At 35.0% G+C, this 26,965-nt stretch carries 24 protein-coding genes and 1 pseudogene; 18 read left to right on the forward strand and 7 right to left on the reverse strand.

What is annotated here, in order from left to right; all coding sequences use genetic code 11:
- The first annotated feature begins 417 nt into the window (after window positions 1-417).
- From tnpA to V6M85_RS02450, 4 genes and pseudogenes are all read left to right on the forward strand, one after another.
- Complete coding sequence (gene tnpA / locus V6M85_RS02435) at window positions 418-819, forward strand: IS200/IS605 family transposase (protein ID WP_338602548.1); 402 nt, start codon at window positions 418-420, stop codon at window positions 817-819.
- A pseudogene (locus V6M85_RS02440) lies at window positions 806-2,091 on the forward strand (RNA-guided endonuclease InsQ/TnpB family protein). Before tnpA ends, V6M85_RS02440 begins: the two are co-directional and overlap by 14 nt.
- A 136-nt stretch (window positions 2,092-2,227) precedes the next feature.
- Entirely contained in the window at window positions 2,228-2,929 is a 702-nt protein-coding gene (locus V6M85_RS02445; RefSeq protein ID WP_338602550.1) for a helix-turn-helix domain-containing protein, read from the forward strand.
- 205 nt (window positions 2,930-3,134) lie between these two features.
- Window positions 3,135-4,514, forward strand: coding sequence for an MFS transporter (locus V6M85_RS02450; protein WP_338602553.1), 1,380 nt, complete (start codon window positions 3,135-3,137; stop codon window positions 4,512-4,514).
- 6 nt (window positions 4,515-4,520) lie between these two features.
- Here V6M85_RS02450 and V6M85_RS02455 read toward each other — a convergent pair whose 3' ends face one another.
- Complete coding sequence (locus V6M85_RS02455) at window positions 4,521-5,630, reverse strand: L-rhamnonate dehydratase (RefSeq protein ID WP_338602555.1); 1,110 nt, start codon at window positions 5,628-5,630, stop codon at window positions 4,521-4,523.
- A gap of 86 nt (window positions 5,631-5,716) precedes the next feature.
- Here V6M85_RS02455 and V6M85_RS02460 point away from each other — a divergent pair, with 86 nt between their 5' ends.
- On the forward strand, window positions 5,717-6,754 hold the full coding sequence (locus V6M85_RS02460; RefSeq protein ID WP_338602558.1) for an NAD(P)-dependent alcohol dehydrogenase: 1,038 nt from the start codon (window positions 5,717-5,719) through the stop codon (window positions 6,752-6,754).
- 243 nt (window positions 6,755-6,997) lie between these two features.
- Here V6M85_RS02460 and V6M85_RS02465 read toward each other — a convergent pair whose 3' ends face one another.
- Window positions 6,998-8,065, reverse strand: a complete 1,068-nt coding sequence (locus tag V6M85_RS02465; RefSeq protein ID WP_338602560.1) for a hypothetical protein — start codon at window positions 8,063-8,065, stop codon at window positions 6,998-7,000.
- 72 nt (window positions 8,066-8,137) lie between these two features.
- Window positions 8,138-8,278 (reverse strand): hypothetical protein, encoded by a 141-nt coding sequence (locus V6M85_RS02470; protein ID WP_338602563.1) that lies wholly within the window; start codon window positions 8,276-8,278, stop codon window positions 8,138-8,140.
- 728 nt (window positions 8,279-9,006) lie between these two features.
- Between V6M85_RS02470 and V6M85_RS02475 the strand changes: the two genes are divergently transcribed.
- Both V6M85_RS02475 and V6M85_RS02480 read left to right on the forward strand, forming a co-directional pair.
- Window positions 9,007-10,068 carry an ATP-binding protein gene (locus V6M85_RS02475; RefSeq protein ID WP_338602566.1) on the forward strand — a complete coding sequence of 354 codons (1,062 nt, stop codon included), beginning with the start codon at window positions 9,007-9,009 and terminating at the stop codon, window positions 10,066-10,068.
- 421 nt (window positions 10,069-10,489) lie between these two features.
- Entirely contained in the window at window positions 10,490-10,636 is a 147-nt protein-coding gene (locus tag V6M85_RS02480; protein ID WP_338602569.1) for a hypothetical protein, read from the forward strand.
- Between the two features lie 408 nt (window positions 10,637-11,044).
- Here V6M85_RS02480 and V6M85_RS02485 read toward each other — a convergent pair whose 3' ends face one another.
- On the reverse strand, window positions 11,045-11,389 hold the full coding sequence (locus V6M85_RS02485) for a nucleotidyltransferase domain-containing protein (protein WP_338602571.1): 345 nt from the start codon (window positions 11,387-11,389) through the stop codon (window positions 11,045-11,047).
- Window positions 11,373-11,798, reverse strand: coding sequence for a HEPN domain-containing protein (locus V6M85_RS02490; protein WP_338602574.1), 426 nt, complete (start codon window positions 11,796-11,798; stop codon window positions 11,373-11,375). Before V6M85_RS02490 ends, V6M85_RS02485 begins: the two co-directional genes overlap by 17 nt.
- Window positions 11,799-12,485: 687 nt before the next feature.
- Between V6M85_RS02490 and cas6 the strand changes: the two genes are divergently transcribed.
- The 9 genes from cas6 (at window position 12,486) to V6M85_RS02535 (ending at window position 23,186) form a co-directional block, all read left to right on the forward strand.
- Window positions 12,486-13,337 carry a CRISPR system precrRNA processing endoribonuclease RAMP protein Cas6 gene (gene cas6, locus V6M85_RS02495; protein WP_338602576.1) on the forward strand — a complete coding sequence of 284 codons (852 nt, stop codon included), beginning with the start codon at window positions 12,486-12,488 and terminating at the stop codon, window positions 13,335-13,337.
- 711 nt (window positions 13,338-14,048) lie between these two features.
- Window positions 14,049-14,189, forward strand: coding sequence for a hypothetical protein (locus V6M85_RS02500; RefSeq protein ID WP_338602579.1), 141 nt, complete (start codon window positions 14,049-14,051; stop codon window positions 14,187-14,189).
- A gap of 72 nt (window positions 14,190-14,261) precedes the next feature.
- Window positions 14,262-15,332, forward strand: coding sequence for a hypothetical protein (locus tag V6M85_RS02505; RefSeq protein WP_338602581.1), 1,071 nt, complete (start codon window positions 14,262-14,264; stop codon window positions 15,330-15,332).
- 637 nt (window positions 15,333-15,969) lie between these two features.
- On the forward strand, window positions 15,970-16,332 hold the full coding sequence (locus tag V6M85_RS02510) for a HEPN domain-containing protein (protein WP_338602583.1): 363 nt from the start codon (window positions 15,970-15,972) through the stop codon (window positions 16,330-16,332).
- Window positions 16,280-16,642, forward strand: a complete 363-nt coding sequence (locus V6M85_RS02515; protein WP_338602586.1) for a nucleotidyltransferase domain-containing protein — start codon at window positions 16,280-16,282, stop codon at window positions 16,640-16,642. Before V6M85_RS02510 ends, V6M85_RS02515 begins: the two co-directional genes overlap by 53 nt.
- A 689-nt stretch (window positions 16,643-17,331) precedes the next feature.
- A complete protein-coding gene (locus V6M85_RS02520; RefSeq protein ID WP_338602588.1) occupies window positions 17,332-17,640 on the forward strand; it encodes a Rieske (2Fe-2S) protein in 309 nt (102 codons plus the stop codon).
- A 321-nt stretch (window positions 17,641-17,961) separates the two neighbouring features.
- Window positions 17,962-19,905: a hydantoinase/oxoprolinase family protein gene (locus V6M85_RS02525; protein WP_338602590.1), complete on the forward strand. Its 1,944-nt coding sequence runs from the start codon at window positions 17,962-17,964 to the stop codon at window positions 19,903-19,905.
- Window positions 19,902-21,443: a hydantoinase B/oxoprolinase family protein gene (locus tag V6M85_RS02530; protein ID WP_338602593.1), complete on the forward strand. Its 1,542-nt coding sequence runs from the start codon at window positions 19,902-19,904 to the stop codon at window positions 21,441-21,443. Before V6M85_RS02525 ends, V6M85_RS02530 begins: the two co-directional genes overlap by 4 nt.
- 429 nt (window positions 21,444-21,872) lie before the next feature.
- Window positions 21,873-23,186 carry an MFS transporter gene (locus V6M85_RS02535; protein ID WP_338602596.1) on the forward strand — a complete coding sequence of 438 codons (1,314 nt, stop codon included), beginning with the start codon at window positions 21,873-21,875 and terminating at the stop codon, window positions 23,184-23,186.
- Between the two features lie 144 nt (window positions 23,187-23,330).
- On the opposite strand, the gene V6M85_RS02540 is transcribed toward V6M85_RS02535, so the two are convergent.
- Window positions 23,331-24,062 (reverse strand): maleate cis-trans isomerase family protein, encoded by a 732-nt coding sequence (locus V6M85_RS02540; RefSeq protein WP_338602599.1) that lies wholly within the window; start codon window positions 24,060-24,062, stop codon window positions 23,331-23,333.
- A 172-nt stretch (window positions 24,063-24,234) separates the two neighbouring features.
- Here V6M85_RS02540 and V6M85_RS02545 point away from each other — a divergent pair, with 172 nt between their 5' ends.
- On the forward strand, window positions 24,235-24,936 hold the full coding sequence (locus V6M85_RS02545) for an MBL fold metallo-hydrolase (RefSeq protein WP_338602602.1): 702 nt from the start codon (window positions 24,235-24,237) through the stop codon (window positions 24,934-24,936).
- A gap of 280 nt (window positions 24,937-25,216) precedes the next feature.
- Here the strand turns inward: V6M85_RS02545 and V6M85_RS02550 are convergent, their stop codons facing one another.
- Entirely contained in the window at window positions 25,217-25,426 is a 210-nt protein-coding gene (locus V6M85_RS02550) for a hypothetical protein (RefSeq protein ID WP_338602604.1), read from the reverse strand.
- Between the two features lie 363 nt (window positions 25,427-25,789).
- Between V6M85_RS02550 and V6M85_RS02555 the strand changes: the two genes are divergently transcribed.
- The gene (locus V6M85_RS02555) at window positions 25,790-26,944 is read left to right on the forward strand and encodes an MFS transporter (protein ID WP_338602606.1); all 1,155 of its coding nucleotides are present in this window, start codon (window positions 25,790-25,792) and stop codon (window positions 26,942-26,944) included.
- Window positions 26,945-26,965 lie beyond the last annotated feature (21 nt).

Consider the following 26,965-nt stretch of genomic DNA (forward strand, 5'->3'; position numbering starts at 1 on the left):
CTGCATGAATAGTCGTAAGAACTATTTGCTCAATATAATATCATCATACAATATAATGAAATTTAAATTCACAAATATTCACTTTCTTCCCTAGTTTGTGGGGTATCTGAAAATTAAGGTTATCCTCTTGATTAGAACTTTTCGTAGAATTAGTAGCGTTAAGTATTCAAATGGTACACACACAATTTCTTCCTTCTTTTAATACAATTATCATGATAAGTTAAGGTAAATCTCCCTAGCACCTTATCTCGGAAGTTCTTTGAAATTTCTATATTTAGAGATCATTGAAATCTAACATGAACGAGATTAGTAACCTTAAAGTTGATAGAGTAAGATACTAAATGACAAAAGAACGGACAAGCCTCGCCTCTCTGAGGCAGGGTAATGCTTTTAATCTCTGAATACTTTAAAGTATTCGTGAAATACAAATCAACCAGGCATGTAAAATACCTATGCAATTACCATTTCGTATGGATACCAAAATACCGTAAAGCTCTACTAGAGCCCATAACAGAGGAACTAAAACAAACACTCATAAACATTGCTCAAGAACTAGGATGCGACGTTCTAGCCATCGAAATCATGCCAGACCACATACACCTTTTCGTGAATTGCCCACCACGATATGCCCCCTCTTATTTAGCAAACTACTTCAAGGGTAAGTCCGCTAGACAAATTCTTAAAAAACACCCAGAACTCAAGATAAAAGACGGTCTGTGGACTAGAAACTACTTCGTTGCAACAGCTGGGAATGTAAGTAGTGAGACGATTAAAAAGTACATTGAAAGACAAAAGGCGAAAGAAGATGAAGAGAAGTAACATCGTTAGACTAGTAGCAGACAAAAGAACTAGAGAAACGCTTGGGAAACTCTCTCAAGTATACAAAGCTTGTTGGAATACTGTTAACTGGTTAAGAATGCAACAGTATAAGAATCATGAGAAAATAGACTTCAACACAACAGAAAAACAAGTTTACCAGCAATTTAAAGACAAGCTCAAGGTTAATACACAACAAGTATCTAGAAAAAATGCTGAAGCGTGGAGATCCTTCTTCTCATTATCTCATGATAAAAAGGAAGGGAAGTTACCTAAGTGGTTAAAACCAAAACCGCCAGGGTACTGGAAACAAGGGATAATACTCGTAAGAAATGATAGATACGTGGTAGATGAAGATAATACAACAATATATCTCAAAGATTTCAAACTCTCATTAAAGTTCAGAGGAATGCTGAAATGGAAGGGTAAACAAGGTAGACTAGAAATTTTCGAGAGAAATGGTAAATGGTATGCGATGATACCAGTAGAGGTCGATTTCACGCCAAAACAGCCTAAGGGCGATTTGAAAGCTTCAGTAGACTTGGGTATTGTTAATCTTGCTACTGTCTATATTGATGATGGCTCTTGGTTCCTATTCAAAGGGGGTAGTGTGTTGTCTAGGTATGAATATTATTCCAAGAGGATTGCAAGAGTACAAAAGATCCTCTCTATTCACAAGCAAAGGAGGAGTAAGAGACTCTCTCGCCTTTACGAGAAAAGGAGTAGATTCCTCAAACACGCTCTGAACTCCATGGTTAGAAAGATAGTAGAAATTGCATATGAGAAAGGTGTATCAGAAATTATTGTGGGTCATCCCAAAGACATTGCTAGAAACAGAGGAAATAAGCTAACTGTGAATTTCTGGAACTACTCTTATATTATACGTCGCTTTAGTGAGGTTACTGAAGAATACGGAATCAAAGTCAAAGAAGTAGATGAAGCATGGTCATCTAAAACGTGCTCCCTATGTGGGGAGATTCATGAGAATGGTAGGGTTAAAAGAGGTCTATTTAGGTGTCCCCACATAGGGGTAATAAATGCTGATTTAAACGGTGCTATAAATATTCTACATATTCCCGAGTCCCTAGGAAGTGGGAGTAGAGGGCAACTCCCACTGAGGGATAGGGGTAATGGGTTTAAGACTAAGCCTGTGGTCTACCGCTGGATGAATGGAGCGGGGTGGGGATTTTATCCTCTACCAGCAATGAAGTGATGAAAGTGAAGGCGGTAAGCCACAAACTAATGATCCGCCCTAGGGGAACCCTTGCCCTTTAGGTGGGGAGGAGGTCAGATACTTTTTCCCTTAATTTCCGATACTCGCTCTAAAAATCTAATTTTATGTTGCACATCATAGAAAGAGCTTAAATGATCCACTAAAAGGTTTTATATTTTAAATTATATAGTATAATATGTGTCATTATTTGATTTGTCATTAGTGACTTTTGAAATAGATCATGAAGATTGTTGGAGTAAGCTCACAGCAGATTATCCTATAGTGGTTAGGACATTGTTTGCAAAATCAGCTAAGGGAAAAGATCACATTTTAGGTATGGATGAAATTAAAGTATACAAAAATCAGGATTTTAAAAATTTCTTAAGAGCATTTAAGAAAGATAAAAGAATTTATGAGGTGATAGATGTTACAGAATTGGATAGAAGAAGGGGTATTTACAGAATATTATTTAAGGAGAGATATGAGAATATGATCATGAGTATCATAGAAAACTATACAATATTCTACTTGAAAGATTTGATAAAAAATGGATATGAAAGACTACTCATCATCATGCCCCTAGAAGACGTAAGTTCACTTAGAAGTGATTTAGAAGTATTGGGTAAAGTCAAATACTTCAACACGACTCAGATAGACGTAAATACGTTTATGCCCACATTTTTCGATCTTTCAGAACAAGAAAGAAGAGCAATAATTGAGGCTATAAAAATGGGATATTATGAATACCCCAGGAAAATAAGTCTAGATGATTTAGGTAAAATGATGGGATTATCTAAACCAACATTAGAAGAATATATAAGAAAAGCTGAAAAGAAGATAATGAGTAAATTTTTCAGCGAGGTGTTACAGTATAATCTACTGTCGAAAACTGATGAATGAATGATGAGTTAATAAAGAAAAAAGAAGGAAAATGATAAGTCTACTCCAGAGTAACAAGTATTTAAAATTTGTTTTGTGTAAGTAGAAAATAATTACTCAAATACTTATACAAATTAAATATTATAAAACATTACTCAAAAGTTAACGATATATTCCATATAAGTATGGAGTCTTACTTATTATATTTAACAAGGAGAGTAATTTAATGTCTAATCCATCTGATCCGCTAAAAGCAATCGATGAATCTAAGTTAACCTCTAAACATTATCGATGGACTATTCTATCAGCGCTTGCTGATTTTCTAGACGCTGGTTCAATAGTTGCTGGAGGAGCATCAGTTAGTATATGGACCTCCTATTTCAGTCTTTCATCTTTATTACTAGGCTTAATAGCATCATTAAGTCCCAATGCTTTTGCAGCAGGAATAGGTGCCCTAATAGCGGGTCCTTTAGGCGATAAGTATGGAAGAAAAGCGATTTACATGTACGATTTGATATTCTATGCCATTGGTGCCCTCATAGTAGCAGCCTCCGTTAATTACTTTATGCTATTGATAGGATACATAATAATTGGTTTAGCAGTAGGTGTTGATGTACCCACAAGTTGGTCACTAATAGCTGAACTCGCTCCAAGAAGAAATCGTGGCAGATTAATGGCTTTTACTAACCTATTCTGGTATATAGGGCCTATCATAATACTACTCCTTGGCATAGGTACGACACCCTTAGGAGTTAACTCATTTAGAGTCCTATTTGGATTCTTAACGGTAATAGCTATTGTAACCTGGGTGTTAAGAAGGGGAATTATAGAATCTCCAAGATGGGGTCTAGCTAAGGGAAAAGAAGAGGTAGTTAAACAAGCGTTAGCGGAATTAGGGCAAGACGTCAACATCGCTGAAGCTTCTAAGCCTCAGAGTAAAGCTAAATGGAGTGATATTTTCAAGTACTGGAAAGGTCTAGCTTTCATGATACCAATTTATATATTCTGGGGTATACCAGCTGGAACCTTTGGATTCTTCTTGCCATTCCTCATTGAAGATTTAGGAAGTAAAAGTCCAATAGTAGGTGATGCGGTTCAAATAGCGTGGTTTATAACGGCAATAATTGGAGTAGTTGGAGTATATATGCAACTTTCAGACAAAGTTAATAGAAAAATATTATACGCTATTGGTTCTCTCATTTGTGCAATTGGTTTCGCACTACCTATAGGATTACCTTTTAAAATATTGTGGGTTGCACTATTCAACGTATTTCTATTCGGATTTGGACATGGAATGGGATTATGGCCTCAAACCAGGGTATGGTCAGTAGAGCTATTTCCTACTGAAATAAGGAATACCGCTCAAGGTTTTGTATGGGCTTGGATGAGAATAGCATTAGGTGTGTGGAGCATTTTTGTTCCTTCAATAATTAGTGCCATAGGATACTCAGCAATTGCAGCAGTAGCTACTTCATTCTTTATAATGAATATTATACTTGGACTATTAGTAGGTCCCAACAGTCAAGGTAAATCCTTAGAAGAGGTAATAAGAGACTTTTATGGTGGTAAGGTTCCAGTTTCTAAAGTAGTTAAGAGTCAATATTAATGGTCTCTATAGTTCATATTTCAAGCCAAACCCTTTTTCTTCATCCAATTTAAAATACCCCTTTATGGGCCTTGGAGGATTGACTACTCTATCTTCTAACCATTTATATTTAGTCAAATACTCAGCCATTGGAGTTACACTTTCCGGTTCTGATATTATAAAATGTAAATTGTAAATATTGGACGTATGTGGTATTATGATCGCACCGTACACCTCTGCTAAACCTGCAATCTTCTTCATTGGCGTTATTCCCCCAACCCATAAGGCATCTGGCTGTAGTATCCTTACTCCAGAATCTAAAAGTCTCTTGAAATCATAAATGTGATAGTGATGCTCACCAGCGGAGATTGGTATATCAGTTCTCCTAGTTAAATACTTATACGATTCGAAATCATCTGGTAGAAAGGGCTCTTCAATCCAACTCATCTCATATTTTTCCAATTTCCTAGAGATCTTTAAAGCGAAATTTAAGTTCCAAGACATCCACGCATCTCCGGCTAAATCTACAGAATAACCCACACTATCCCTAATTACCTTAACCAATTCAACGTTCTTATCAACGCCTAAAGGATCTGAGGGACCACAGCAAAACCTCATCTTCATAGCAGTATAACCTTCTTCTAAATAACTCCTAGCCTCCTTTTCTAACTCCTCCTTATTTACAGGATGTAAATGACTCGCATAAGCCCTAATTCTATCCCTCGTCTTACCCCCTAGCAATTCGTAAACTGGAACACCTAGTAATTTAGCATAAGCGTCATACATTAGCAGATTGATCACACTTATTCCGTGCATTATTATTCCACTTCTACCTATTGGTAATGTATATCTATATAGCAAATCCCAAACCATACCTATTCTAGAAACATCCATTCCGATAACCAAATTGGCTAAATGTGATATAACCAGATTACATACGTCTTCTGACGTTTCCACTATAGAAGAGATCTCATTCTCTAAATCCATCCTAATAAAGCATATCTTATCCATAAAGGCAGATTTGAAAGGAGAAAATGAACTAAAGTATTCGTTATAGTAGTCCGTAGGCTTAACGTAAGGGAAATTCTCCCTTGAGATATTCTCTACCTTAACTATATATATTTTTTTAATTTTCATATGAAATTATAACCTTAGTAGCCCATTTATTCATGAATCCTAATCTGTATGGATTGGTCTTTTATTACCTAATCTCACACTTATTAATGATGAAATCTAAAGCAGCACTTCTGAAAAAGTTCTCAGAACCCTTATCTATAGAAGAAGTTGAAATACCAGAACCTAAAGGTGAGGAAGTTCTAATAAGGGTAGGCGGGGCAGGAGTTTGCAGAACGGATTTGAGAATATGGAAGGGAGTAGAAGCAAAACAAGGTTTCAAATTACCAATAATATTAGGTCATGAAAACGCTGGAACAGTTGTGGAAGTGGGTGAAAATGTTAGGGATGTAAAGAAAGGAGATAACGTAGTAGTTTACGCAACTTGGGGAGATCTGACATGTAGATATTGCAAAGAGGGTAAATTCAACGTTTGCAAAAACCAAGTAATACCGGGACAAACTACTAATGGCGGTTTCTCAGAATATATGCTGGTAAACAACTACAGGTGGTTAGTTAAGCTCAACAGTTTAAGCCCAATAGAAGCAGCACCATTAGCAGATGCTGGAACTACTTCCATGGGGGCCATAAGACAAGCATTACCATTTCTCAACAAATTCGCAGAACCAGTAGTTATAGTAAATGGAATAGGAGGGCTTGCAGTGTATACTATTCAAATACTAAAGGCATTATTGAAAAACGTAATAGTAGTCGGAGTTTCGAGAAGCAAAAAGCATAGGGATTTAGCGTTAGAGTTGGGAGCAGACTACGCAGTTGAGATGAAGGAGGCTGAAAAATTAGTTGATAACCTAACTAACGGTTTAGGAGTTCCAGCAGTAATAGATCTAGTTGGAACAGAAGAAACTGTTTACAATCTAACCAGACTACTAGCCCAAGAAGGAGCGTTAATATTGGTGGGGATGGAAGGAAAAAGGATAAGTATGGAAACCTTCGATATGGCAGTATGGAATAAGAAACTTTTAGGTTCGAATTATGGGAATTTAAATGATTTGGAAGACGTTGTAAGATTAGCTGAAAGTAAAAGAATTAAGCCATATATTACTAAATTGCAATTGGAGGAGATAAATAAGGCATTTAAGGATTTAGATGAGGGAAGAGTTGAGGGAAGGCAAGTAATAATACCTTAATTCAGAAAGTTCATAAATCTAGAAAATTACGGAGATATCATAGGAGATTCCTCATCTTATATATAGAGTAATTTGTGAGTAGATACGCCAATATATCAGTCACGTCAGTTTTCTCGTTAATAATCTTTGACTCTTATTTACTTTGTGGGAGGTTTTTCAAGATTTACGTTACTCTTTGAATTCTCTTCATAGCGAAGAGAACATATAAAATAAGATAGTTTATAATACTCCACAAAGCAACTCTTATTTATTCTTCTCATTAACCTCTCTTTGCAGTATTCTAGCCAGTTCTTTTTCTAGATTATCCTTCAATTCTCTTAATGAAATAGACCATTTATTCTCTTTAGTGAAATGCTCGTAAGGAATGGAATAAGTTCTGGCGAAATCCCTTAATGGGGTTAGCGGATGAACGTATAGCTTATATGAGAAATTATAGTTAGAAGATAGCTTACTAATAAATTGCGTAATTTCAAGCAACATGTGATTCTGTCCAATTATAAACGCGTATATTTTATCATCATGCAAATACGAAACCCTCAAAAGCGTAACTATCCTACTCAACTCCCTAACAATCTCATCCCTAACATCATCAATTATCAAAGTCAGCCTAAAATCAATCTTACCCAAATAAACGTAAAAAGCATCAACCAAACCCTTACCAATAACGTGATCAAAATAATGAAAAACAACATCATCCCTCGATATACCAAGACTATTAGCAACCTCATCCCAAGATCTAAAGGGATTAGCTTGTTTCTTTCCCAATACAACAACATCCACCCAATCCGCTTTAAAACCATCTGCCAAATCCGGCAATTGGAAAGGTTCCCTAGGCTTATCAAGGATAGAGGATTCAAAAGTCAAACTCTCAAAATTAAACGTCGAGTAATCCACCGGGTAAACCTCCTTCTTGTACTCCATGTGACTTTTAAACTCATCAATCAACCCCTTCTCTTGCAGCATTTCGAGGAGTTGTATGAAATCCCACCTCCCAATTGGATAAAGCACGTCTAGCACTAGTGTATTGTTAGTTATGACGTCTTTGAGCGATGCGAGTATCATGCCATCCATTAGGTAGTAGAAGTCTAGGGGTTGTAGTTTTGAGCCTTTAGGTAATTTGATTATTGTGTGGAAGAGTTGTAAGCCAAGTCTATCAGATCTAGGTGAGGGGATGACTAAGGGTTTCAACTGGGATATTATTTCGTTTACGTTTTTTATCCCAGTTAGTTGTTCTAGTAAGGCTTGGTTGTGATCTCCGAACCTTTGCAAATAGTGTAATAGTTTGGATAAGTTTCTTTTCTCATCAATCATGTTCTAAAAGAATATGTGGGAAGAATAAATAAAAGTACCTTTTCACAATTTCTAAAAAATGTTCAACGTATCTCAATAAGTACCTGGTGCAATTGACTCTTCTGCATGTCCTATGTGTAGTGCTGCTAGTATTAATGGTAGTGTTGCTGCTGTTATTATTATTGCTGTTCTTATTATTTGGTTTGAGGCTAACGTGTACATGTTTACTTTCATTTTTCCTCGTATTAACACTCGCGTATTATTTCCAATAAACGTGATTTTGTAATGGAAAAAATTATTTGTGTGGTTTTAAATGTTAAGTGAAAAATCATGCGATAAAAGATTTATATTTAGCACATAATACTTTTGTAAAGTTTTCATGTACAAGGCGAGTATTTAAGGTGAGTATTATGGACTATAATCTAGGATAATTTTGATAAATTAAAAATTTTAACTCATGTCTAGTATTAAAGTTTTTCCCAAAAGTATTGTTAGTTGTGTATTTTGTTCTATTCTTCCCATTTGATTGAATATTGTCTTGGAGATTTAAAAGTTCTTTAGTAATCTTCACGATGGCTTTCTATTTTAACTTTTATAGTAGTTTTCGTAGTAGGTGAGACATTATTTGTAGTTGCTTGATGGGTGGAAGCATGATGAAAATTAACCCATTGCAGTTTCGATAAAAAAGAGTATATATAATGGAATTTACCGCGATTGTTTGTGCTTGGTTGGGTATTTGAAAGCTATCTAGTTTAGTGCGTTCTTTTTATGAAGAGAATTGTAATGTAAATTTTGAAAAACCCCACAATGTAGATTAGCTTGCGGAGTAACTGTATTACTGGTTTAGCACGTTACTATCGATGCAGAGAGAATTCAAAAACCTCACAAATAGTTAGAGGGCAAGTAATGTTAACATGACTTCATTAGATTTAAAACTAACGGGGTGTTAGTTTAATAACAGGGTGTTAGTAATTTACTTCGATCACAGGCCTAAGGAGACTAAAGAGGACTTATACGATAGAGAAGAGGAGTTAAGTCAATTGCACTCATCAATATCTGAACCAATAATTTTGCTAACTGGGATAAGAAGGATAGGAAAGACTTCCGTTCTGAAGGTTTTCTTAAATGACCTAGACTTACCTTACGCTCTAATTGACGTCAGAACTCCTCTTTCCTCATATAAATCACTCTACACTATCTTCTCAGAAGTCCTTTCGCAAATAAATAAGAAAAAGGGAGTAATTAAGGAAATACTACAACACATCAACGGGATTTCATTCTTTGGAGTTAACATATCCCTATCGTGGGATCCAAAAACCAGACCCTCTCTTCAAGCAATAATGGATAGGATAAATGAAATAGGAAAGGTAGTTATAGCATTTGACGAAGCACAGAACCTTAAAGGAAAAATTGGAAATGAGTTCCTCTCCCTTTTGGCACATTGTTATGACTATTGCAAAAACGTAACATTCATATTAACTGGTTCTGAAATAGGACTGCTTTACGACTTTTTGAAGATAGAGGATCCATCATCACCTCTTTTTGGAAGACACATTGAGGAAATAAGATTAAACAGATTCAGTTCAGAGAAGTCATTGGATTTCTTGAGACAAGGGTTTAGACAAGTTGGCATCAACGCATCGGAAAACGTTTTAGAATATGCTGTAGAGAAACTCGATGGAATGGTGGGTTGGCTAACTGAATTCGGTTATAGGTGCGTGAAAGCTAAAGAGTTGAGAAAGGAGTTCGTAGATGAGATTTTGGAATTGGCTAGCAAGACGGTATCAGAGGAATTGAGTCATTTTTCTAAGGAATATGTAATTATAATTGAGGGCATAGCTAAGGGTTATACTAAGTGGAATGAAATAAAGAGGTATTTTGAGGAGAAGAAAAAGAGAACTATATATGACGCTGAGCTGAGGAGGTATTTAGATAAGCTGGAGAAAAGAGGTTACGTGAATAGGGTGGATAGGGGAAAGTATGAATTGACTGATCCAGTTGTCAAAAATGCTTTTGCAAGGTAAGGCAGATAAGGGTTTGTTGGATTGTTTATATTGCATAATAATTCCGGCCGGAAAGTCTTTACTATCTCGTTATATAGATTGGATGCTGAAACATTACGCAATAACTTTACTTTGTGATGTATTTGTAAATTAGCTGGTTTGGAACGCTCTTTTTACCATGAAGAGAGTAAGAGAAAGTAACGTAAGTTTTGAAAACCCCCACAAAGTAAAGTTTTGTATGATATTTCTAGTCTTTCTTATTTTGGTCTAAGTATTGTAAAGGGACTTTGTTCACAAATTATAGAAACTTTATGGTAAAAAAGAAAACAGTTTTCACGGCTTCCAAGTTATCGTTGAAAAGGACTATAATATTGAAATAATAGAGAAAGAAAGAAAAATAATTTAAAGTAAGCAACTATAATTATCATTATGGAACTTGAGGTTGACCTTAGACAATTTAACTTTTTCTACATATGAGGAATTAAAGGGGAAATTTAAGTGGAATATCCCTAAGTATTTCAATATTGGAGATGCTATCTTAGACAGAAAAATAAGAGAAGGATATGGTGATAACATTGCAGTATACTAGGAAGACGAAGAGGGTAATAGAGCGTCTTATACATTTAGGGATATCAAAGGTTTATCTGACAAAAGAACGGACAAGCCTCGCCCTTCTATTTTACACGTGACGGTGTCCAATATGTATTTTGCACAAAATAATTTAAAAATATACTATTTGTTATAAAATAAAAACTCCTCCTTGAAACCTTATCATACTGTAAAACAATTAAATAATTATAATATTCAAAATATATTTGAAACGGGTTATAAATTATATTTTATATAAAAACTTAACAAATTATTTTGATCTATCTAGTTTTTCCTAGAATTTATAGAAATCTAAACCATAAGGAGAAACTTTGTATCATACAAATTTCTTTATTAGTATTATGTGCGTTTTCTCTAGCTTAGCAATTGTTATATTAATAAAAACTACCTATATTATTTCTATGACTTTTTTAGCATGCTTAAGATATTCTTTTGCCCTTTCTTCATCTACAACGTGTAACTCTATTGGTGCTCCAAAAGGCAAATCGTATTTTTCCATTGCAATATTAAATATTCTCTTTTTCAATTCAATTCTATCTTTGTCAGTTAAATGATAAGGGAAGATTATTAAGATATCAATGTCGCTTAACACTGTTATTCTGTCTTCAGCGACACCACCAAAAACGTAAACTTTTGCGTTCTTATCTACATCTTTAACTGCCTTATTGACTTTCTCAGCGTATTCTCTCCATCTCCTTAAGTGCTCAAACTTAAATTTAACCCAGCTTGACACGTTTACTAATCTCCTCAAGCTTATTTATGATTTTTTCAGCCACGGAGATGGCATTCTCAGCCTGACTTTTATCATATTCCATCTCACCGTATCTACTTTCTGTATAAGCATCTTCTAGCTCTGAAAGAGTTTGTTTATATTCAGTAGCCAACTCTTGCACCTCATTAGCTAGATCTGTATAATTATTCTCTCTTAATAATTTCACTAAGTAGGAAAATAAAGTTCTAACCTGGTGAGACTTAAACTCAGATGCAAACAATTCAAAGAGTATGGCCTTTAGGAAAAGTTGAATTGCTTCTTCAGCATGAAACATTGCTAGATCGTAAAAACTATCGTTTAAGTCTTTTTTCGCATCATCTAAAAACTGTAATGCTCTTTTTTTAAGTCTTTGAACCTTTAATCCACTCACACTTTATCTTTTGATAAATAATTATAAAAAATAATTCGTTTTGTGTTAGCATGCGTTACAATAAAATAAGAAGAAAAGGAAAGCTTAGTGCATCTCTGAGAGTGAAGATTTAGCTACTTTGTGGGCTATTTGTAAAACTATCTGGTTTAGAACGCTCTTTTTACTATGGAGAGAATGTGAAAAAGTAACGTAAGTTTTTGAAAAACTCAACAAAGCAAATCATTAGTACTAATAACGTTGAAAGTTTACGCGTAATATCGGGAAAATTTCTATATGACGGCAAATATTAAATTAAAGTATTTTAACAGATATAGGATAGTGTGTGTATCATTTGAAAACTAGACGATAATTCTATGAGTAGTCCTGATATAGAGAATAGCCTCAATTTTCAGAAAATCCACAAACTAGATATAGGAGAATCTTAAAGATTATCTTTAGAGGGAAAGTTTGACTTTCACGAGAGAGGATATAATCGTTCTACGTGAACTATAATAAGTAGTGGTGTTGCTAAATGGAATCGTCAATACTAGGTTATTGTCATGAAAAGTCTTTGTATGATACATACTATAGTCATGATACCTTTTCATTATTATTAAAAATAACTGTTCTGAACATTTCCCGTGACACTTGCAAATAACAATCTTTATAAATCGATTCGTCTATTTAACCTTTGGGGCAAGAGCTTTCATGCATATTTTTAAGGTCAACTATTCTCTAATTCCATTACACGACGTTATATTGCCAGTTCCCTCATCCAAAGTCTTAAAAAACTTAATATTATCGGGTAAGTTCTTGCCATCACTAGCTAAGTTAGTTGAATCTGAGATTAAGAGTAAACCCCTTTTCATATCAGCTTTGGGTAACGGTGAATTCAGATACTTAAGCAGTGATGACGTTATGAGTGTTAAGGCTAACTCTAAGCTTAACGGATTCATCTCCTTTCCTTACGTCGAGAAGGTTTATAATGAGATATCTGAGGGAGTTTACGAAACCCCTTACGGAAAATTTTCATTAATCATCAACAGCATAGAAATTTTAGATATTCAAAGTATCAGAGTTGAAGACTACATGAATAATAACATTTACGTAGAATTCGTCACCCCAGCTTTACTATCATCTAAAGTACTTCTCCCCCCTTCCTTAAAAGAGAAATATAAGAAAATTAAGCCAGGATTTTCCCTTTTACCCTCTGTGGGGCTAATTCTTGCTTACGCATATAGGAGTTATTATAGCATTTTGGGAAGAACTGATGAGCAAGAGTGGAGTATTAGAGCGTTTAAATTAGGTGTACTATCTAACGCATTAGCTAAAATAGTGGGATTTAACTTGAGCCCAAAAACCGTACTAATAGGGAGAGATGATAGGAACAATTTAAGAAAAAGCAGAGGCGTAGTAGGTTGGATAGAGTTTGATATAGCTGAGAGGAAAATGAAGAAATTAGCCATAAAATACCTCATAATATCCTCTTATTTAGGTTTAGGAAGGAGCAGAGGAATTGGATTAGGAGAAATTAAAGTGATGCTTAAGAAGAACAAGTGAATCTTTAGCCTGGTGCGTCAGCAAGCATTGTTCTTATTCGATATGCCTTAAGTAAAAAATAAAGTGAATAATGAAATTCTAATGTGTTCTTATAACATCCTTTGTGAGGTGTTTCAAAATTTACGTTACTCTTTCATATTCTCCTCATAGGAAAAGATAACGTACCAAACCAGATAGTTTCCTACGGTTATTCAACAGTTTGATTGTTAGAGGCGAAGCATGTAATGCCTCCTTAGAGCACTTTTATGGAAACTGTTTTCAATGGTTTAATTGTGGAAATATCACGAATCTATAAAAGCTCACAAGGAAGACTCCACGGAATATTACAGATCCTCAATAGATATCTTAATACGCATTTGGTTCTTCAAATCCATGTCTTTCTAACGTAGATTTTTAAACTTATAATACATATTTTATATGATGTTAAGAGAGAAAAAGTATAGTTAACTAAGAATACTTTACTTTTGGGAAAAACTTTAATACAAGGCGTGAGTTAATTTTTTTAAATTATCAAACTAATCCTAAACTGTTTTACATAATACCACCTTACTAAATGGGCTAGATCATAAAAACATTTCAGAGCTATTACAGATGAACTATAAAACATTTTATCACAGAATTTACATTTAAGATTTTATATCGTGTACATAATTTTTCTCCAAATAAAAATTACGTTTATGAGAAATACCACGATTTCTATCTTGAGGAAAAATGAAAGTAAACATGTACACGTTAGCCTCAAACCAAATAATAAGAACAGCAATAATAATAACAGCAGCAACACTACCACTAATACTAGCAGCACTACACATAGGACACGCTGGAATTTCTAAAGCACCAGTTACTGATTGAGATACGTTGAACATTTTTTAGAAATTGTGAAAAGGTATTTTTATTTATTCCTCCCACATATTCTTTTAGAACATGATTGATGAGAAAAGAAACTTATCCAAACTATTACACTATTTACAAAGGTTCGGAGATCACAACCAAGCCTTACTAGAGCAACTAACTGGGATAAAAAACGTAAACGAAATAATATCCCAGTTGAAACCCTTAGTCATCCCCTCACCTAGATCTGATAGACTTGGCTTACAACTCTTCCACACAATAATCAAATTACCTAAAGGCTCAAAACTACAACCCCTAGACTTCTACTACCTAATGGATGGCATGATAACTGCATCACTCAAAGACGTCATAACTAATAACACCCTAGTTCTAGACGTGCGCTACCCAACTGGAAGATGGGACTTTATACAACTGCTTGAAATGCTGCAAGAGAAGGGGTTGATTGATGAGTTCAAAAGCCACATGGAGTATAAGAGGGAGATTTATCCGGTGGATTACTCGACGTTTAATTTTGAGAGTTTGACTTTTGAATCCTCTATCCTTGATAAGCCTAGGGAACCTTTCCAATTGCCGGATTTGGCAGATGATTTTAAAGTGGATTGGGTAGATGTTGTTGTATTGGGGAAGAGGCAGGAGGATCCGTTGAGGAGTTGGGATGAGGTTGCTAATAGTCTTGGTATATCGAGGGATGATGTTGTTTTTCATTATTTTGATCACGTTATTGGTAAGGGTTTAATTGAGGCCTTTTACGTTTACTTGGGTAAGATTGATTTTAGATTGACTTTGATAATTGATGATGTTAGGGATGAGATTGTTAGGGAGTTGAGTAGGATAGTTACGCTTTTGAGGGTTTCGTATTTGCATGATGATAAAATATATGCCGCCATAATTGGGCAGAATCACATGTTAGTTCAAATTATGAATTTCATTAACATTCTTTCCACAAATTATGATTTCAGTTATAAGGTTTTTATACATCCTTTGGATCCTCCTATGAGGTATGTGGTTACATCTTCAATTCCCTATGAGCATTTCACTAAAGAGAATAAATGGTCTATTTCATTAAGAGAATTGAAGGATAATCTAGAAAAGGAACTGAATAGAATATTACAGGGTAGAAGAACGGACTTTTCCACATTATAGATTGGATTTCCCTAATCAATTCTCGTGATGTCAAGATTTGCAGTAAATGTTAAAGGATAACAATAATAGGAGTTCACTTACTTTCATCTCAGTTTGATGAGACGATTTTAATTGGGGAGAGAGGGGAGTAGTTAATATAGATGGTAAAGATAATTATTAGTTATTAGGAGAATTTGTCATCAGCTGCATTTCTGTTAGAATTTGTTTAAGAGTTAGTACTTTGTGGGATTTTCAAAACTTACGTTACTTCTTCATATTCTCTCATACAAAAAAACATATACAAAATAAGATAGTTTACAAATACCCCCACAAAGCAAAGAGTTAGTATTTATACTTACAAGAATTTTCTTGGATTATTAACATTTTACTAATTTATATAAGGACTTTCCAGAAACGCAATCTTCTTAAGATACTTTCACATTAAAGTTAGTCTTACTACTTTCTGTACTTGCTAGTGTTCTTTCACCTTAACGTAATCTTTGCACTAGTGATAATAACGTTAAGACTTTAAGGTTACCTATACAGGAGGTGCGATAAGACATTTATTATTTTAGGAGAATTTATGAAAGTGGTAAATTCACGTTGGATTGGGAAGAGTATAATAGGTGGATCAGAGCTTCATTAGATACGTTAAGGAGTGCGGAGAGACCTTGACTATAACTGGGCCTGCTTCAAAGCTGAGCAATCAGCTCAATTTGCAATAAAGGCCTATTTGATTTTAATAGGAAGACAATATTTTAGTCGTGATTTACTCACTTTATTAAGGAGGACTGAACTAAACGTCGATGCTTCTATTTTAGAATGTGCGTCGTTTCTTTCTAAGGTATATATTCCTTCCAGATATCCAGATGCGCTACCAGAAGGTGTAACACCCTATGCGGTTTATACGGAGGGTGATAAGCGAAAAGCTATTGAGTGTGCAAAACAAATTATAGAAATGGTGATGAATGCTGGAGAAAGTCTTAGAAGAAAGGAAGAAGAAGAGGGAGGAGGTTATTAATAGAGTGAGGGAATTCGCTGAGGAATTAAAGCGGAGATTTGGAAAGGTTAGCGTGGTTCTTTACGGTAGTTATGCTAGAGGTGATTTTAATTTGTGGAGCGATATTGACGTTATTGTAATTTCTGAGGGGTTTGAAGGTATTAGATTCCTTGATAGATATGATTTGCTTGGGATAAGAGAGGGATTTGAGATCAAACCCTATACTCCAAGAGAATTCATGAAAATAAAGGATAAAATTGGATGGAAAGAAGCTTTAAAGGATAGTATTGTAATATGTGACGATTATTCAATTTTTATTAGGGGAAGCTAATATCCTTAAAAAGTTTGAGTAAATCTTATCTGGAATTCCACATTTGTAACGCTTTTCAGTAAGTACAACATTAAAAAGTAATCTGTCATTAAAAAAGCTAGGGTTTATTTCGTGGGGGTTATTCGTAAACTATCTAGTTTTGCGCGTTCTTATAACTATAAAGAGAATTCAAAGAATAACGTAAGTTTTAGAGGAACTCCATAAAGCATAAGGGGTTTAGGTCTAATTGCAATGAATAACAGTTAAAGAAAGCATTATCTAGGAGAGAGGAGGTAAGATGAAAGGAGTTATGCTAATAGAAAAATAATAATTAAGAATTAGCTCATTCGATTCAGAACTTAAAGGACTCGTCATCAATCAGCCTGGGGAGTTGTCTTCACATGATATAAGAATAATGAAAGAAGAATTATATATATATTTAAACTCTAACTCAAGGATTCACTTATCCCAATGTTATTTGCGGTCTTTATAGAGTATATAGAGGACTAGTCTAGTTGAGAATCAACAATAGATAGAATGCTTTGTGGGTTATTTATAAACTATCGTAATTCAGTACGTTGTTTTCGTCATAAAGAGAACGCAAAAAGTGAAGAAAACTCCAAAAAGTAACAGTAAATTTAAAAACCTAAAGGCTTTCTTAAACTGATACTTACGTTGATCTTTTTAACTCACAGTGAGTTATTTAGTGCATGCTTAAAGTCGTTGAGATGAACGGATATCCAATAATGATATACGAGAAGGACGGAAAGGAATACGTATACCTTGCAGGTTGTCCACATAAGCAAAGACCCATAACCGCTGAGGGCTTTAAAATAGAAGGAGACACCATAACATGTCCTTTTCACAACGCTGTATTTAATCTCCTAACCGGTGAGTTAATTAAACCGCCACAATCTAAGACACCTTGTCCTCCAGTTTGTACCTTGATAAAGGCTAAAATAGAGAACGGAAAGGTAATTTTTGAGAGAGAACCATTTGTACCTAGGTATAAGAGCTGAAAATGGTGTTTAAAGGAAGTGTTAGTAAGTCTGATAAATTTTTAGACAATTCTGCATTGTCAAATACCTAAGGTAGTTCTACTTTATGGGGTTTTTCCAAAACTTACGTTACTTCTTCTATATAGAAAAAGAACGTACATAACCAGATAGCTTACGAACATACTAAGCAAGGTAGTTCAAAAACTTTCCAGAATTTACCACTTACGTTCCTGAAAAAGGTAACTAATTCACCTTATAGTTCGTATAAAATCCCAAAACCCCTACTAGCTGTTTACGTTAATATCTAAAAACTAATATATATGAGAAAGCATCAATTTACTCATGGAATGTAAGGTTGCGATAGATATCGGCGGTACCTTCACAGACTTTATCGTACTTTTAGAAAACGGAGAGATAAAAACCATAAAGACGCTGACAAATCCTAAGAATCCTGGACAAGTTATCAGATACGTCATTAGTTCTTTAGATTGTAATGTAAGTGAAATCGTCCACGCAACTACATTAGCAACTAATACACTGTTAGGACAAGAAAATCTAATAATTCCGAAAACTGCATTACTAACTACAAAGGGATTTAGAGACGTTATAGAAATAGGAAGACAGAATAGACCACGACTTTATGATTTATATTTCGAGAAGCCAAGACAATTGGTACCAAGAAATCTGAGGATTGAAGTGGATGAGAGAGTTGATGCAGAAGGAAATATCTTGAAGGGAATTGATATGAAGGAGATAGAAAATATTTCTAAAAAGTTGTTAGAAGATAAGGTCATTTCAATTGCGGTAAGTTATCTTCATTCCTATTTAAATCCGAAAAACGAGTTAGATACAAAGGATATCTTAAGGCAGTACTTTAAGTACGTTTCAATCTCCTCTGAGATAGCCCCAGAACCTAGGGAATATGAAAGAACCTCAACTACTGTTATTAATGCGGTACTGATGCCAATTGTTTCCTCTTACCTCGAAAATCTGAGAAGTTCTCTTCCATCAGATAAGTTCTACATTATGTCGAGTTCCGGTGGTTTAGTAGATGTGGATGAAGCCTCAAGCAAACCAGTTCAGTTAATAGAATCTGGACCAGCTGCCGGTGTAATAGCTTCAGCGAGTTTTCTCCCAAATGATGATTTAATAAGTTTCGATATGGGTGGGACTACTGCTAAAGCTGGCGTAGTTATGAAGGGTAATTTCGAAATAACTACTGAGTACGAGGTGGGTGGTGAGGTTCATTACGGAAGAGTGGTTAAGGGTAGTGGATATCCAATTAGATTTCCATTTGTAGACTTGGCTGAAGTTTCAGCTGGTGGAGGTACAATAATATGGAGAGATGAGGCTAATGCGTTAAGAGTAGGTCCCATAAGTGCGGGTGCTGATCCCGGTCCCATATGCTATAATAGGGGAGGAGATAAGCCAACGGTAACTGATGCGAATTTGGTTTTAGGAAGATTAGGTGAGGAACTAATAGGAGGAAATCTGAGATTGAATAAGGAGAAGGCAATTAAGGGATTATCCGCTCTAGGTGATCCCTATGAGGTTAGTAAAAATGCGTTAGATTTAGTGAATTTGGAAATGGCTAGGGCAATAAGGCTAGTAACAGTGGAAAGAGGATTAGATCCTTCAAATTTCACTTTAATAGCATTTGGCGGTGCTGGTCCACAACACGTTTCATATCTGGCTGATGAATTGGGGATAAGGAAAGTCATAATACCACCTCACCCCGGTCTTTTCAGTGCCTTAGGTCTTCTATTAGCGGATTGGCGTTTTGAAGCTAGGAAGTCATATCCTAAAGACCTAGAAGGTGAGTTCAAACAATTGGAGAGGAGTCTATACGATAAGTTAAAGGGGAACGTGGATTACTTCTTACGTTACGCTGATGTGAGATATAAGGGTCAAGGATGGGAGTTAACGGTTCAAGTTAATGATGTAAACGATCTTAGGAGAGTATTTGAGGAAAAGCACTTATCTACTTATGGATTCGTTATGAAGGATAGGGATATAGAAGTTGTGACAATAAGGGTATTTGCAATTAAAAAGAGACCAATGCCGAGGATTGGCATAACTTTTGGAAATGAGGATAGGCCAAAAGGGATTAGAAAGGTTCTAATTGAGGATGATTGGGTTGATGCTGAAGTGTACGTTAGGGAGAAACTGCCTAAGGGACATAAGGTAAAAGGACCGGCTATAATTGAGGAATACAGTTCCACCACAGTTATAAAAGATGGCTGGTATGGTATTGTAGATGATTCAATTACTTTGGTGAGAGAATGACCAGCTGGGAGATAATCCATAAGGCGTCTGAATTCATTGCTGAAGAAATGGGGGTAATGCTGAAGAGGTCAGCTATGTCTCCTAACATTAGGGAAAGAATGGATCACAGCTGTGCAATAACTGATGCTCAAGGAAATATTGTCGCCCAAGCTGAACACATCCCAGTTCATTTAGGATCTTTTAGCATAGGAGTTAAAAACACTCTAAGAGAGGTTGAGGAACTAGAAGAAGGAGATATGATAGTTTTAAACGATCCATACATTTCTGGGACTCATTTAAATGACGTCATGGTGTTGGCTCCAATTTATTACAACCATAAGCTTATTGGTTACGTAGTAAATAAGGCTCATCACGTTGACGTTGGTGGTCCTTCTCCGGGTAGTTTAAATCCCTATGCCACGACAATATATGAAGAAGGTTTCGTAATACCACCAATTAAAATTTTAAAGAAGGGGAAAGTTAACGAGGAGATAATCAGTGTAATTAAGGAAAACTTCAAAGTACCAGAAGTTTCCATAGGCGATCTTAACGCTCAAATATCTGCAAATTTAAACGGGATAAGTAGAGTAAGGCAATTGCTAGATAAATACGGTTACGATAAGGTTATTGAAGCTTGGAGGACTTCCATGGAATATGGAAGGAAATTGGCAATTTCTGAGATTTCGAAGTGGAATAATGGTGTTGGTGAGGATGAGGACTATCTTGAATTGGACGAGCTAAAGAAGATAAGGTTAAGGATTGAGGTTAACGATAAGGGAATCCAAGCTGATTTCACCGGAACTGATCCTCAGATTGAAGCACCATTTAATGCAGTTTATGGTGTGACATTTTCTGCAGTTAGCTTTGTGATAAGGTCTTTGATTGGTAAAGATATTCCAACTAATGAGGGATTTTATAGCGTAATTCAAGTTAAAGCGCCAGAAGGTACTATAGTTAATCCCATTAAGCCATCTGCAGTAGGTGGAGGTAATGTGGAAACTTCACAGAGAATAGCTGATGTGACTTTTAAGGCCTTGTCTCATCTAATATTGGTTCCTGCTGCCGGATCCGGCACCATGATGAACGTAATGATGGGCGGGATTTATAAGGGCAAATACTGGGCATATTACGAGACCATAGGAGGAGGTACTGGAGCTAGACCGAATAAGGATGGCGTATCAGCTGTTCAAGTTAATATGACAAATACGTTAAATACTCCCATAGAAATAGCTGAAAGGCAATATCCAATAATGTTTACCATGTATAGAATTAGGGAGGGAAGTGGAGGAAAAGGCAAGTTTAGAGGAGGAGATGGTATCATCAGGGCGTTTAGGGTTCTGGAGAGGACTAGATTATCAATTATGGGTGAGAGGTTTAAGATAGCTCCTTGGGGATTAAAAGGTGGAGGAGATGGGAAGCCAGCGAAGGTTACTATTATAAGAAGTAATAGTAAGAGGGAGGAGATGCCCAGCAAGTTTTCTACGGTTTTGAATAAAGGAGATGAGGTTATAATTGAAACTCCGGGCGGTGGAGGATATTATAAAGAAGACGGCATCTAGAACTAAGGTAGTAAGAGTGTGAAATCTTTAACCCTTTTTATTACTCTGAAATGTTAAATGAGACATACCCAGTCTAAGATTTTCCGGAAAGATTAATGAATAGTTTAAATAAATCTTTAGATATTTATTTTGTTTTTATTGTTTCTTTACACTATTTGAAAACTTAACGTAAACCTTATGAGAGATCCTTATAGTTAGGATAACTAGATTCATAAAAATTCCACTAAGGATGTTAGAACATTATCGTATCACATACATATACTTCTTCTCTAGACAAGTCTAGCATATATGACAAAATAGTAGTTTATGTGAAGTACTATAAATACTTTAATAGTCTTATCTCTAACATTCTATCAAATAACATAAAAATACTTTAATAAGTTAGGATCTACCGAAATATTAATATACCTTGATAATCTATTAAAAATCATGGTTTCCTCTAAAAATCAAGCCATAATAGCAGCAAGCTTTGGTATGGCATTAGAGTGGTATGATTTTTTCACTTATAGCTATGTGGCAACCATAGTAGCGAGTTTGTTCTTCCCTTCAAGTAATCCAATAGCATCACTTTTAGCATATTACATCACGTTCTTCATAGGATTTTTAGGGAGACCATTAGGTGGCATAGTGTTTGGTTATATAGGAGATAAGTTAGGGAGGAAAACCAGTCTAGTATTTACAGTTCTGCTTACCGGATTGAGCGTTTTCTTCATAGGACTCTTACCAACTTACTACCAAATAGGTTTACTGGCTCCATTACTACTGACTATACTTAGATTCTTAGTTGGTGTAGCATTGGGAGGAGAATGGGGTGGTGCATTTTCACTGACATCAGAATACATAAATCCTAATAGAAGAGGATTATACTCTGGAGTATTGCAGGCGACGGTTTCAATAGCCAGTTTGTTAGTAACTGGTTTGATACTTCTTATCACTGCGCTTATTGGAGCTAAAGGTTTCGATAGTATAGGTTGGAGAATAGTATTTATGACGGGGTTAGCAATTGCTTTAGTAGGGCTGGTAATAAGGTTAAGAATTGAGGATTCACCTGTATTTAAAAAGCTTCAGTATGAGGGTAAAATTTCCAGAAACCCATTATCGGAAGCATTAAGGAATTACTGGAAGCCCTTATTAGCCGGTTTAATAATAACTGGAATAATAAATGGAGCTTGGTATTATACTAATTTCGCTTTTTCAATATCCTATGCTACTACAATAGCCAAAAAGTTTGGTTATCCTTATGTAACGCTTCAAGCAGTTGATTTCGCAGTTTTCATTGCTTCAGCGATAGGTATTTTCGCTTCAATAGCCTTTGGATACCTATCTGATTTGATAGGAAGGAAAAAACAAATTATCATCAACTCTATAGTGGCGATAGTTTTGGCTTTTCCTTACTATTACCTATTACTGCAAGGAAATGCACTAGCTGTTACTGGATCTGTAATAATAGGTGCTATTCTAATATACTATCTAGCAGGTGCAATAACGCCAGCTTTCCTAGTTGAACTATTTCCTCCTAAGGTGAGATATACTGGAATATCAATGGCGTACCAAATAGGCGTAGGATTCATAGGTGGACTAACACCATTCGTCTTAACGGATTTGATATACGCTACTCATAATATATTCTCGCCAGTATTTTTTACTGTAATTACGGGAATGATAGTCCTTGCTATTAGTTTGACTGCAGTAAAAGAAACGAAAGGAAACATATATGAAGGCGAAGAAATACTTAAACAGTAAAAAGCTACTAAAGACAAGTATCTTTTTTATATCACTAATTTGTAGTATTTTTCAAAATTTGTGTTTTTAAATCCTCTTTAATATTAAATAATAAAGTATTAGGCCAAAAAAGACTACAAAATGGCGGTGAAAATATCCTTTTTATCATAAATGATCTTTGAAGAGCTCCCCAAGGTTAGTTATTCTAACATCTATTTTTAATTTACGGAAGATATCCCATAATGTTGCACTATTGCTACTGATAACGGGTTTACCTATTTTACTTTCTAATTTACCAATAATTTCAAATGTCCTTAAATTCGTACAAGAGATGAATACTCCGTCATAACCACTAACATTATTTAGTACCTTAGTTGCAAATTCATATACCTCTTCCGGAGTTACTGCACCTATATTGGTATTCTCCACTATTCCCATTCCAGCGCTTTTTATAATAGTAAAGTTATGGTTAGATAAGAACTCTATCTCTTTCTTGTTGATTTCCTCTATATATGGAGTAATCAAGACTAGTTTTTCTATATTAAGTTCCCTTAGTGCGTCTATAACTGATCCAGAAGTTGCTACTCCGGGAACTTTCGCGTTTTTCTCAATACGCTGTATTATTTCCTCATGATGTTTCGGTCCCTTGAATAAGCTACCTGAAGTGCAAGCATAAGAGATAACATGTGGATTAATGGTTGATAATTCCGAAATAGCCCTTTCTGTCTCTCTTTCCATTATCTCTAAATCCTTTAATGTAACATCTTTTAGAATTATCCTAGAGAAATGAAGAGTGATTTTATACTCTTTGATTGAATTAAATATTACATTGTTAAACTCGTATTCAACAGTGGTGTTTGAAGAGGGTATAATTACTCCTACTTTTTTCCACTCCATATTTTCATCTTTTTGCTTAATTATTTATTTATTACTCATAACGCTTGCGCAAAGAATCATCTGTACGTTTGGTATTTGCAAATCATCTGGTTTGGTACGTTCTTTTCGCTATGAAGAGACTAAAAAATAAATAATAATATAAATATATAATGTGAATGGTAGTATAATAATTATGAGTTGGAGAATACTAGTTCCCGGAGTTCCTATTTATACTAACCTAGGATTTGTGGGATTCTGTAATGTTATCCTTATAGAAACTGAGGGAAAATATATTATATATGATCCAGGGCATTTCGGGAACAAAGAATATCTGTTAAGTTCATTGAAAAATATTGGTTTATCTCCATCAGACATTGATGGAATTATTTTATCCCATATGCATTATGACCATTCATTAAATTCTCTAATCTTTCCTAACGCAAAGATATATACAACAAAGGAAGAAATGGAATACACTAGAAATACTCCAGATTTATACTCAGTTCAGTACTTACCAGATCTAATAGGAGCAGAAAGAATGGTCCTAGTTAAGGATGGAGAGGAAACTCACGGCTTAAAATTTGTTTTATTACCAGGTCATACAGCTGGTACATTAGGAGTAGTATGTAAAGATACGATATTCGTTGGAGACGCGATAAAATATGTAATCGACGCACGAAGGAAACAGACGTCTTTTGCATATCATAATTTAGACGAAGCTAACAAGAGTATAGTTAAAGCTATGCAGTTAGCCAGAATCATTGTCCCCGGCCATGACGTACCGTTTAAGGTGGAATATGATAGAATAGAACCCATACTGGATTACAGCAATAGCTTTATTGTGTATATAAAGAACGATATTAAAATCACGATTAAAAGAGATGAGATAAGATAAAGTGAACCCTATAAACCCGTAAGCGTAACTTACTGATAAGATTTTCGTCATCAGATTAGGAGTTGTCATTTTTGGATAAATGTTTTTTATTGAAAATCTATTAGTCTATATCTAGAGCCTTTAATTAAAGATATTCGATCACATATCACGAGCTATTCCCCTAAGTTTATTTTCTAAAAATAGTTTAAGGACTTATACATTACAGAGGTAGATTACATTATTGGGAACTATGATTTCATTTCACACTTAACAACAGAGATAATTTGTAATTTTTATGTTCTTATTCCTCATTCTCGTCATTTCCTTTTTCATCTTTTCTCTCAATATATCTCATGAATAAAAATATGCTCAAAGCCCACAATACTGAGAAGATCAACATGATATCTCCTATAACGTAATCTCCTACGAATTCCAACGCTATGCCCAGTAAAGCTAAGAAAATAACTCCAGATACGATATATAATAACTCTTCAAAGTCGGGTTTATCCACATGTTTATTTTTTCCTGTAAAGTTTATATCATCACTTTATAAAAAGAATGCGTTATGGGTCTGAATCTGGAGAAGCATTGTTTTTACAGTTTATTTCCAATGAGTCTTTGAGGTGAGATCTGACTAGATATTGAAATCTTCATACTTGAATGTGAAGCTATCTCAAAAAGACAGTAGTTAGCTTCGAAATCTTATGGAAACAAACTTTGGAGAGCATTTCTATTTGATTTTTGGAACTATTTAATTTCTTTGGCTTGAGATCTTCTTTTACTACTCTATTATTTTCTATTGATATTTGTCCATTGATTGATATGAATGTTATAGTTATAATTTATAAACTATATCTCCTAATATTTTATTGTTATGTCGTCTCCGTTTCGCTACTCGCAGTTTACGAAATTCACAATATTCAGTGGCATTGCAGGGTTTTCCTTCATTCAAAATGAGTTAACAACGTACTGGCTTTTTATCTTGCTCTTTCACCAAGAAATTACCCTCTTTGGATTGGGTGTAATTGCTAGACCCCTAGTTAGAGTTTTCGTTTCTTACGTCACTGGTTACATTTCAGATAAGTATAATAGGGCTAAGCTCTTCTATTTGACTAGGGGACTCGCCTCAGCGTTAATGTTCCCACTCACCGTAGCTTTCATATACGACTCAGTATCTTGGATTTTCATAATTTATTATATTAGAACCGTAATAGTTGAAATATCCAATAACGTGGGTTATGTTGCGTACTATGCAGTGGTACCAGAGGAGGTTAGACCTAAAGCCATATTATACGTTAGAATAGTATCCATGGCTTCCAGATTGGTATCTGGAGCAGTTTGGTATTTGCTTTATCAAGTATTTAGCACTTATAACTTATTTCTCGTGGGAATTTTGGGATTAGTGGCATTAGCTTTTCTTAAAGGATTCGACATAGGTGGTAATAGTGAAAGGGTTAAGCTAAGCACTGCTATAGATTTCTTCAGAAAGGATGAGAGAGTTAGGGGAATTATATTAACTTACTCAGTTACTGATGCGTTAACGTACTCCATAAATTACCTATTACCACTTCTTATTGTAGTATATCATGGAACGGATGAAATATATAGTCTAACTCAAGTATTCCTTTACGGCATTTTCATAGTAGCTAGTTTTATCATGACCAAGATGAAAAGTAGTGTAAAGGTGATGTTAACTTATATCCTAAGTGGTTTTCTACTCTACTTAGTCCTATTATATCCTTCTCCATATGCTCTTGTCTTAGCTGTAATGTTCGATGGATTGGGAAGTGGAATTGTGGAGAATTTAGTAATGGCTGGAATAAAGCAGAGTGTTGGAGACGAGTTTTTAGGAAGCGTTCTGGGATTGGATGTATTTGTGACGAGCTCCGTCGAAATAGTTCTAATATTTTTAGCTCAGTACCTAATCACTATAAATGTCCTATATTACATTTTAATGGGAATAATAGGTATGACTTTCGTATTGATAGCGTGGTTCCTGCATCCTAAATTAAGGGAAATAAAACTATAACTCTTTATGAGTATGGACTTT

Origin of the sequence: Sulfolobus tengchongensis (genome assembly GCF_036967215.1) — an archaeon.
In the GTDB taxonomy this organism is placed as follows: domain Archaea; phylum Thermoproteota; class Thermoprotei_A; order Sulfolobales; family Sulfolobaceae; genus Saccharolobus; species Saccharolobus tengchongensis_A.

Bases quoted from the DNA above. Each gene is read 5' to 3' on its own strand.
- V6M85_RS02525 (WP_338602590.1), top strand. From the start codon at position 17,962: ATGGAATGTAAGGTTGCGATAGATATCGGCGGTACCTTCACAGACTTT.
- cas6 (WP_338602576.1), top strand. From the start codon at position 12,486: ATGCATATTTTTAAGGTCAACTATTCTCTAATTCCATTACACGACGTT.
- V6M85_RS02505 (WP_338602581.1), top strand. From the start codon at position 14,262: ATGATTGATGAGAAAAGAAACTTATCCAAACTATTACACTATTTACAA.
- V6M85_RS02450 (WP_338602553.1), top strand. From the start codon at position 3,135: ATGTCTAATCCATCTGATCCGCTAAAAGCAATCGATGAATCTAAGTTA.
- V6M85_RS02545 (WP_338602602.1), top strand. From the start codon at position 24,235: ATGAGTTGGAGAATACTAGTTCCCGGAGTTCCTATTTATACTAACCTA.
- V6M85_RS02460 (WP_338602558.1), top strand. From the start codon at position 5,717: ATGATGAAATCTAAAGCAGCACTTCTGAAAAAGTTCTCAGAACCCTTA.
- V6M85_RS02555 (WP_338602606.1), top strand. From the start codon at position 25,790: ATGTCGTCTCCGTTTCGCTACTCGCAGTTTACGAAATTCACAATATTC.
- V6M85_RS02520 (WP_338602588.1), top strand. From the start codon at position 17,332: ATGCTTAAAGTCGTTGAGATGAACGGATATCCAATAATGATATACGAG.
- V6M85_RS02540 (WP_338602599.1), bottom strand. From the start codon at position 24,062: ATGGAGTGGAAAAAAGTAGGAGTAATTATACCCTCTTCAAACACCACT.
- V6M85_RS02500 (WP_338602579.1), top strand. From the start codon at position 14,049: ATGAAAGTAAACATGTACACGTTAGCCTCAAACCAAATAATAAGAACA.
- V6M85_RS02535 (WP_338602596.1), top strand. From the start codon at position 21,873: ATGGTTTCCTCTAAAAATCAAGCCATAATAGCAGCAAGCTTTGGTATG.
- V6M85_RS02465 (WP_338602560.1), bottom strand. From the start codon at position 8,065: ATGATTGATGAGAAAAGAAACTTATCCAAACTATTACACTATTTGCAA.
- V6M85_RS02470 (WP_338602563.1), bottom strand. From the start codon at position 8,278: ATGAAAGTAAACATGTACACGTTAGCCTCAAACCAAATAATAAGAACA.
- V6M85_RS02455 (WP_338602555.1), bottom strand. From the start codon at position 5,630: ATGAAAATTAAAAAAATATATATAGTTAAGGTAGAGAATATCTCAAGG.
- V6M85_RS02530 (WP_338602593.1), top strand. From the start codon at position 19,902: ATGACCAGCTGGGAGATAATCCATAAGGCGTCTGAATTCATTGCTGAA.
- V6M85_RS02515 (WP_338602586.1), top strand. From the start codon at position 16,280: ATGCTGGAGAAAGTCTTAGAAGAAAGGAAGAAGAAGAGGGAGGAGGTT.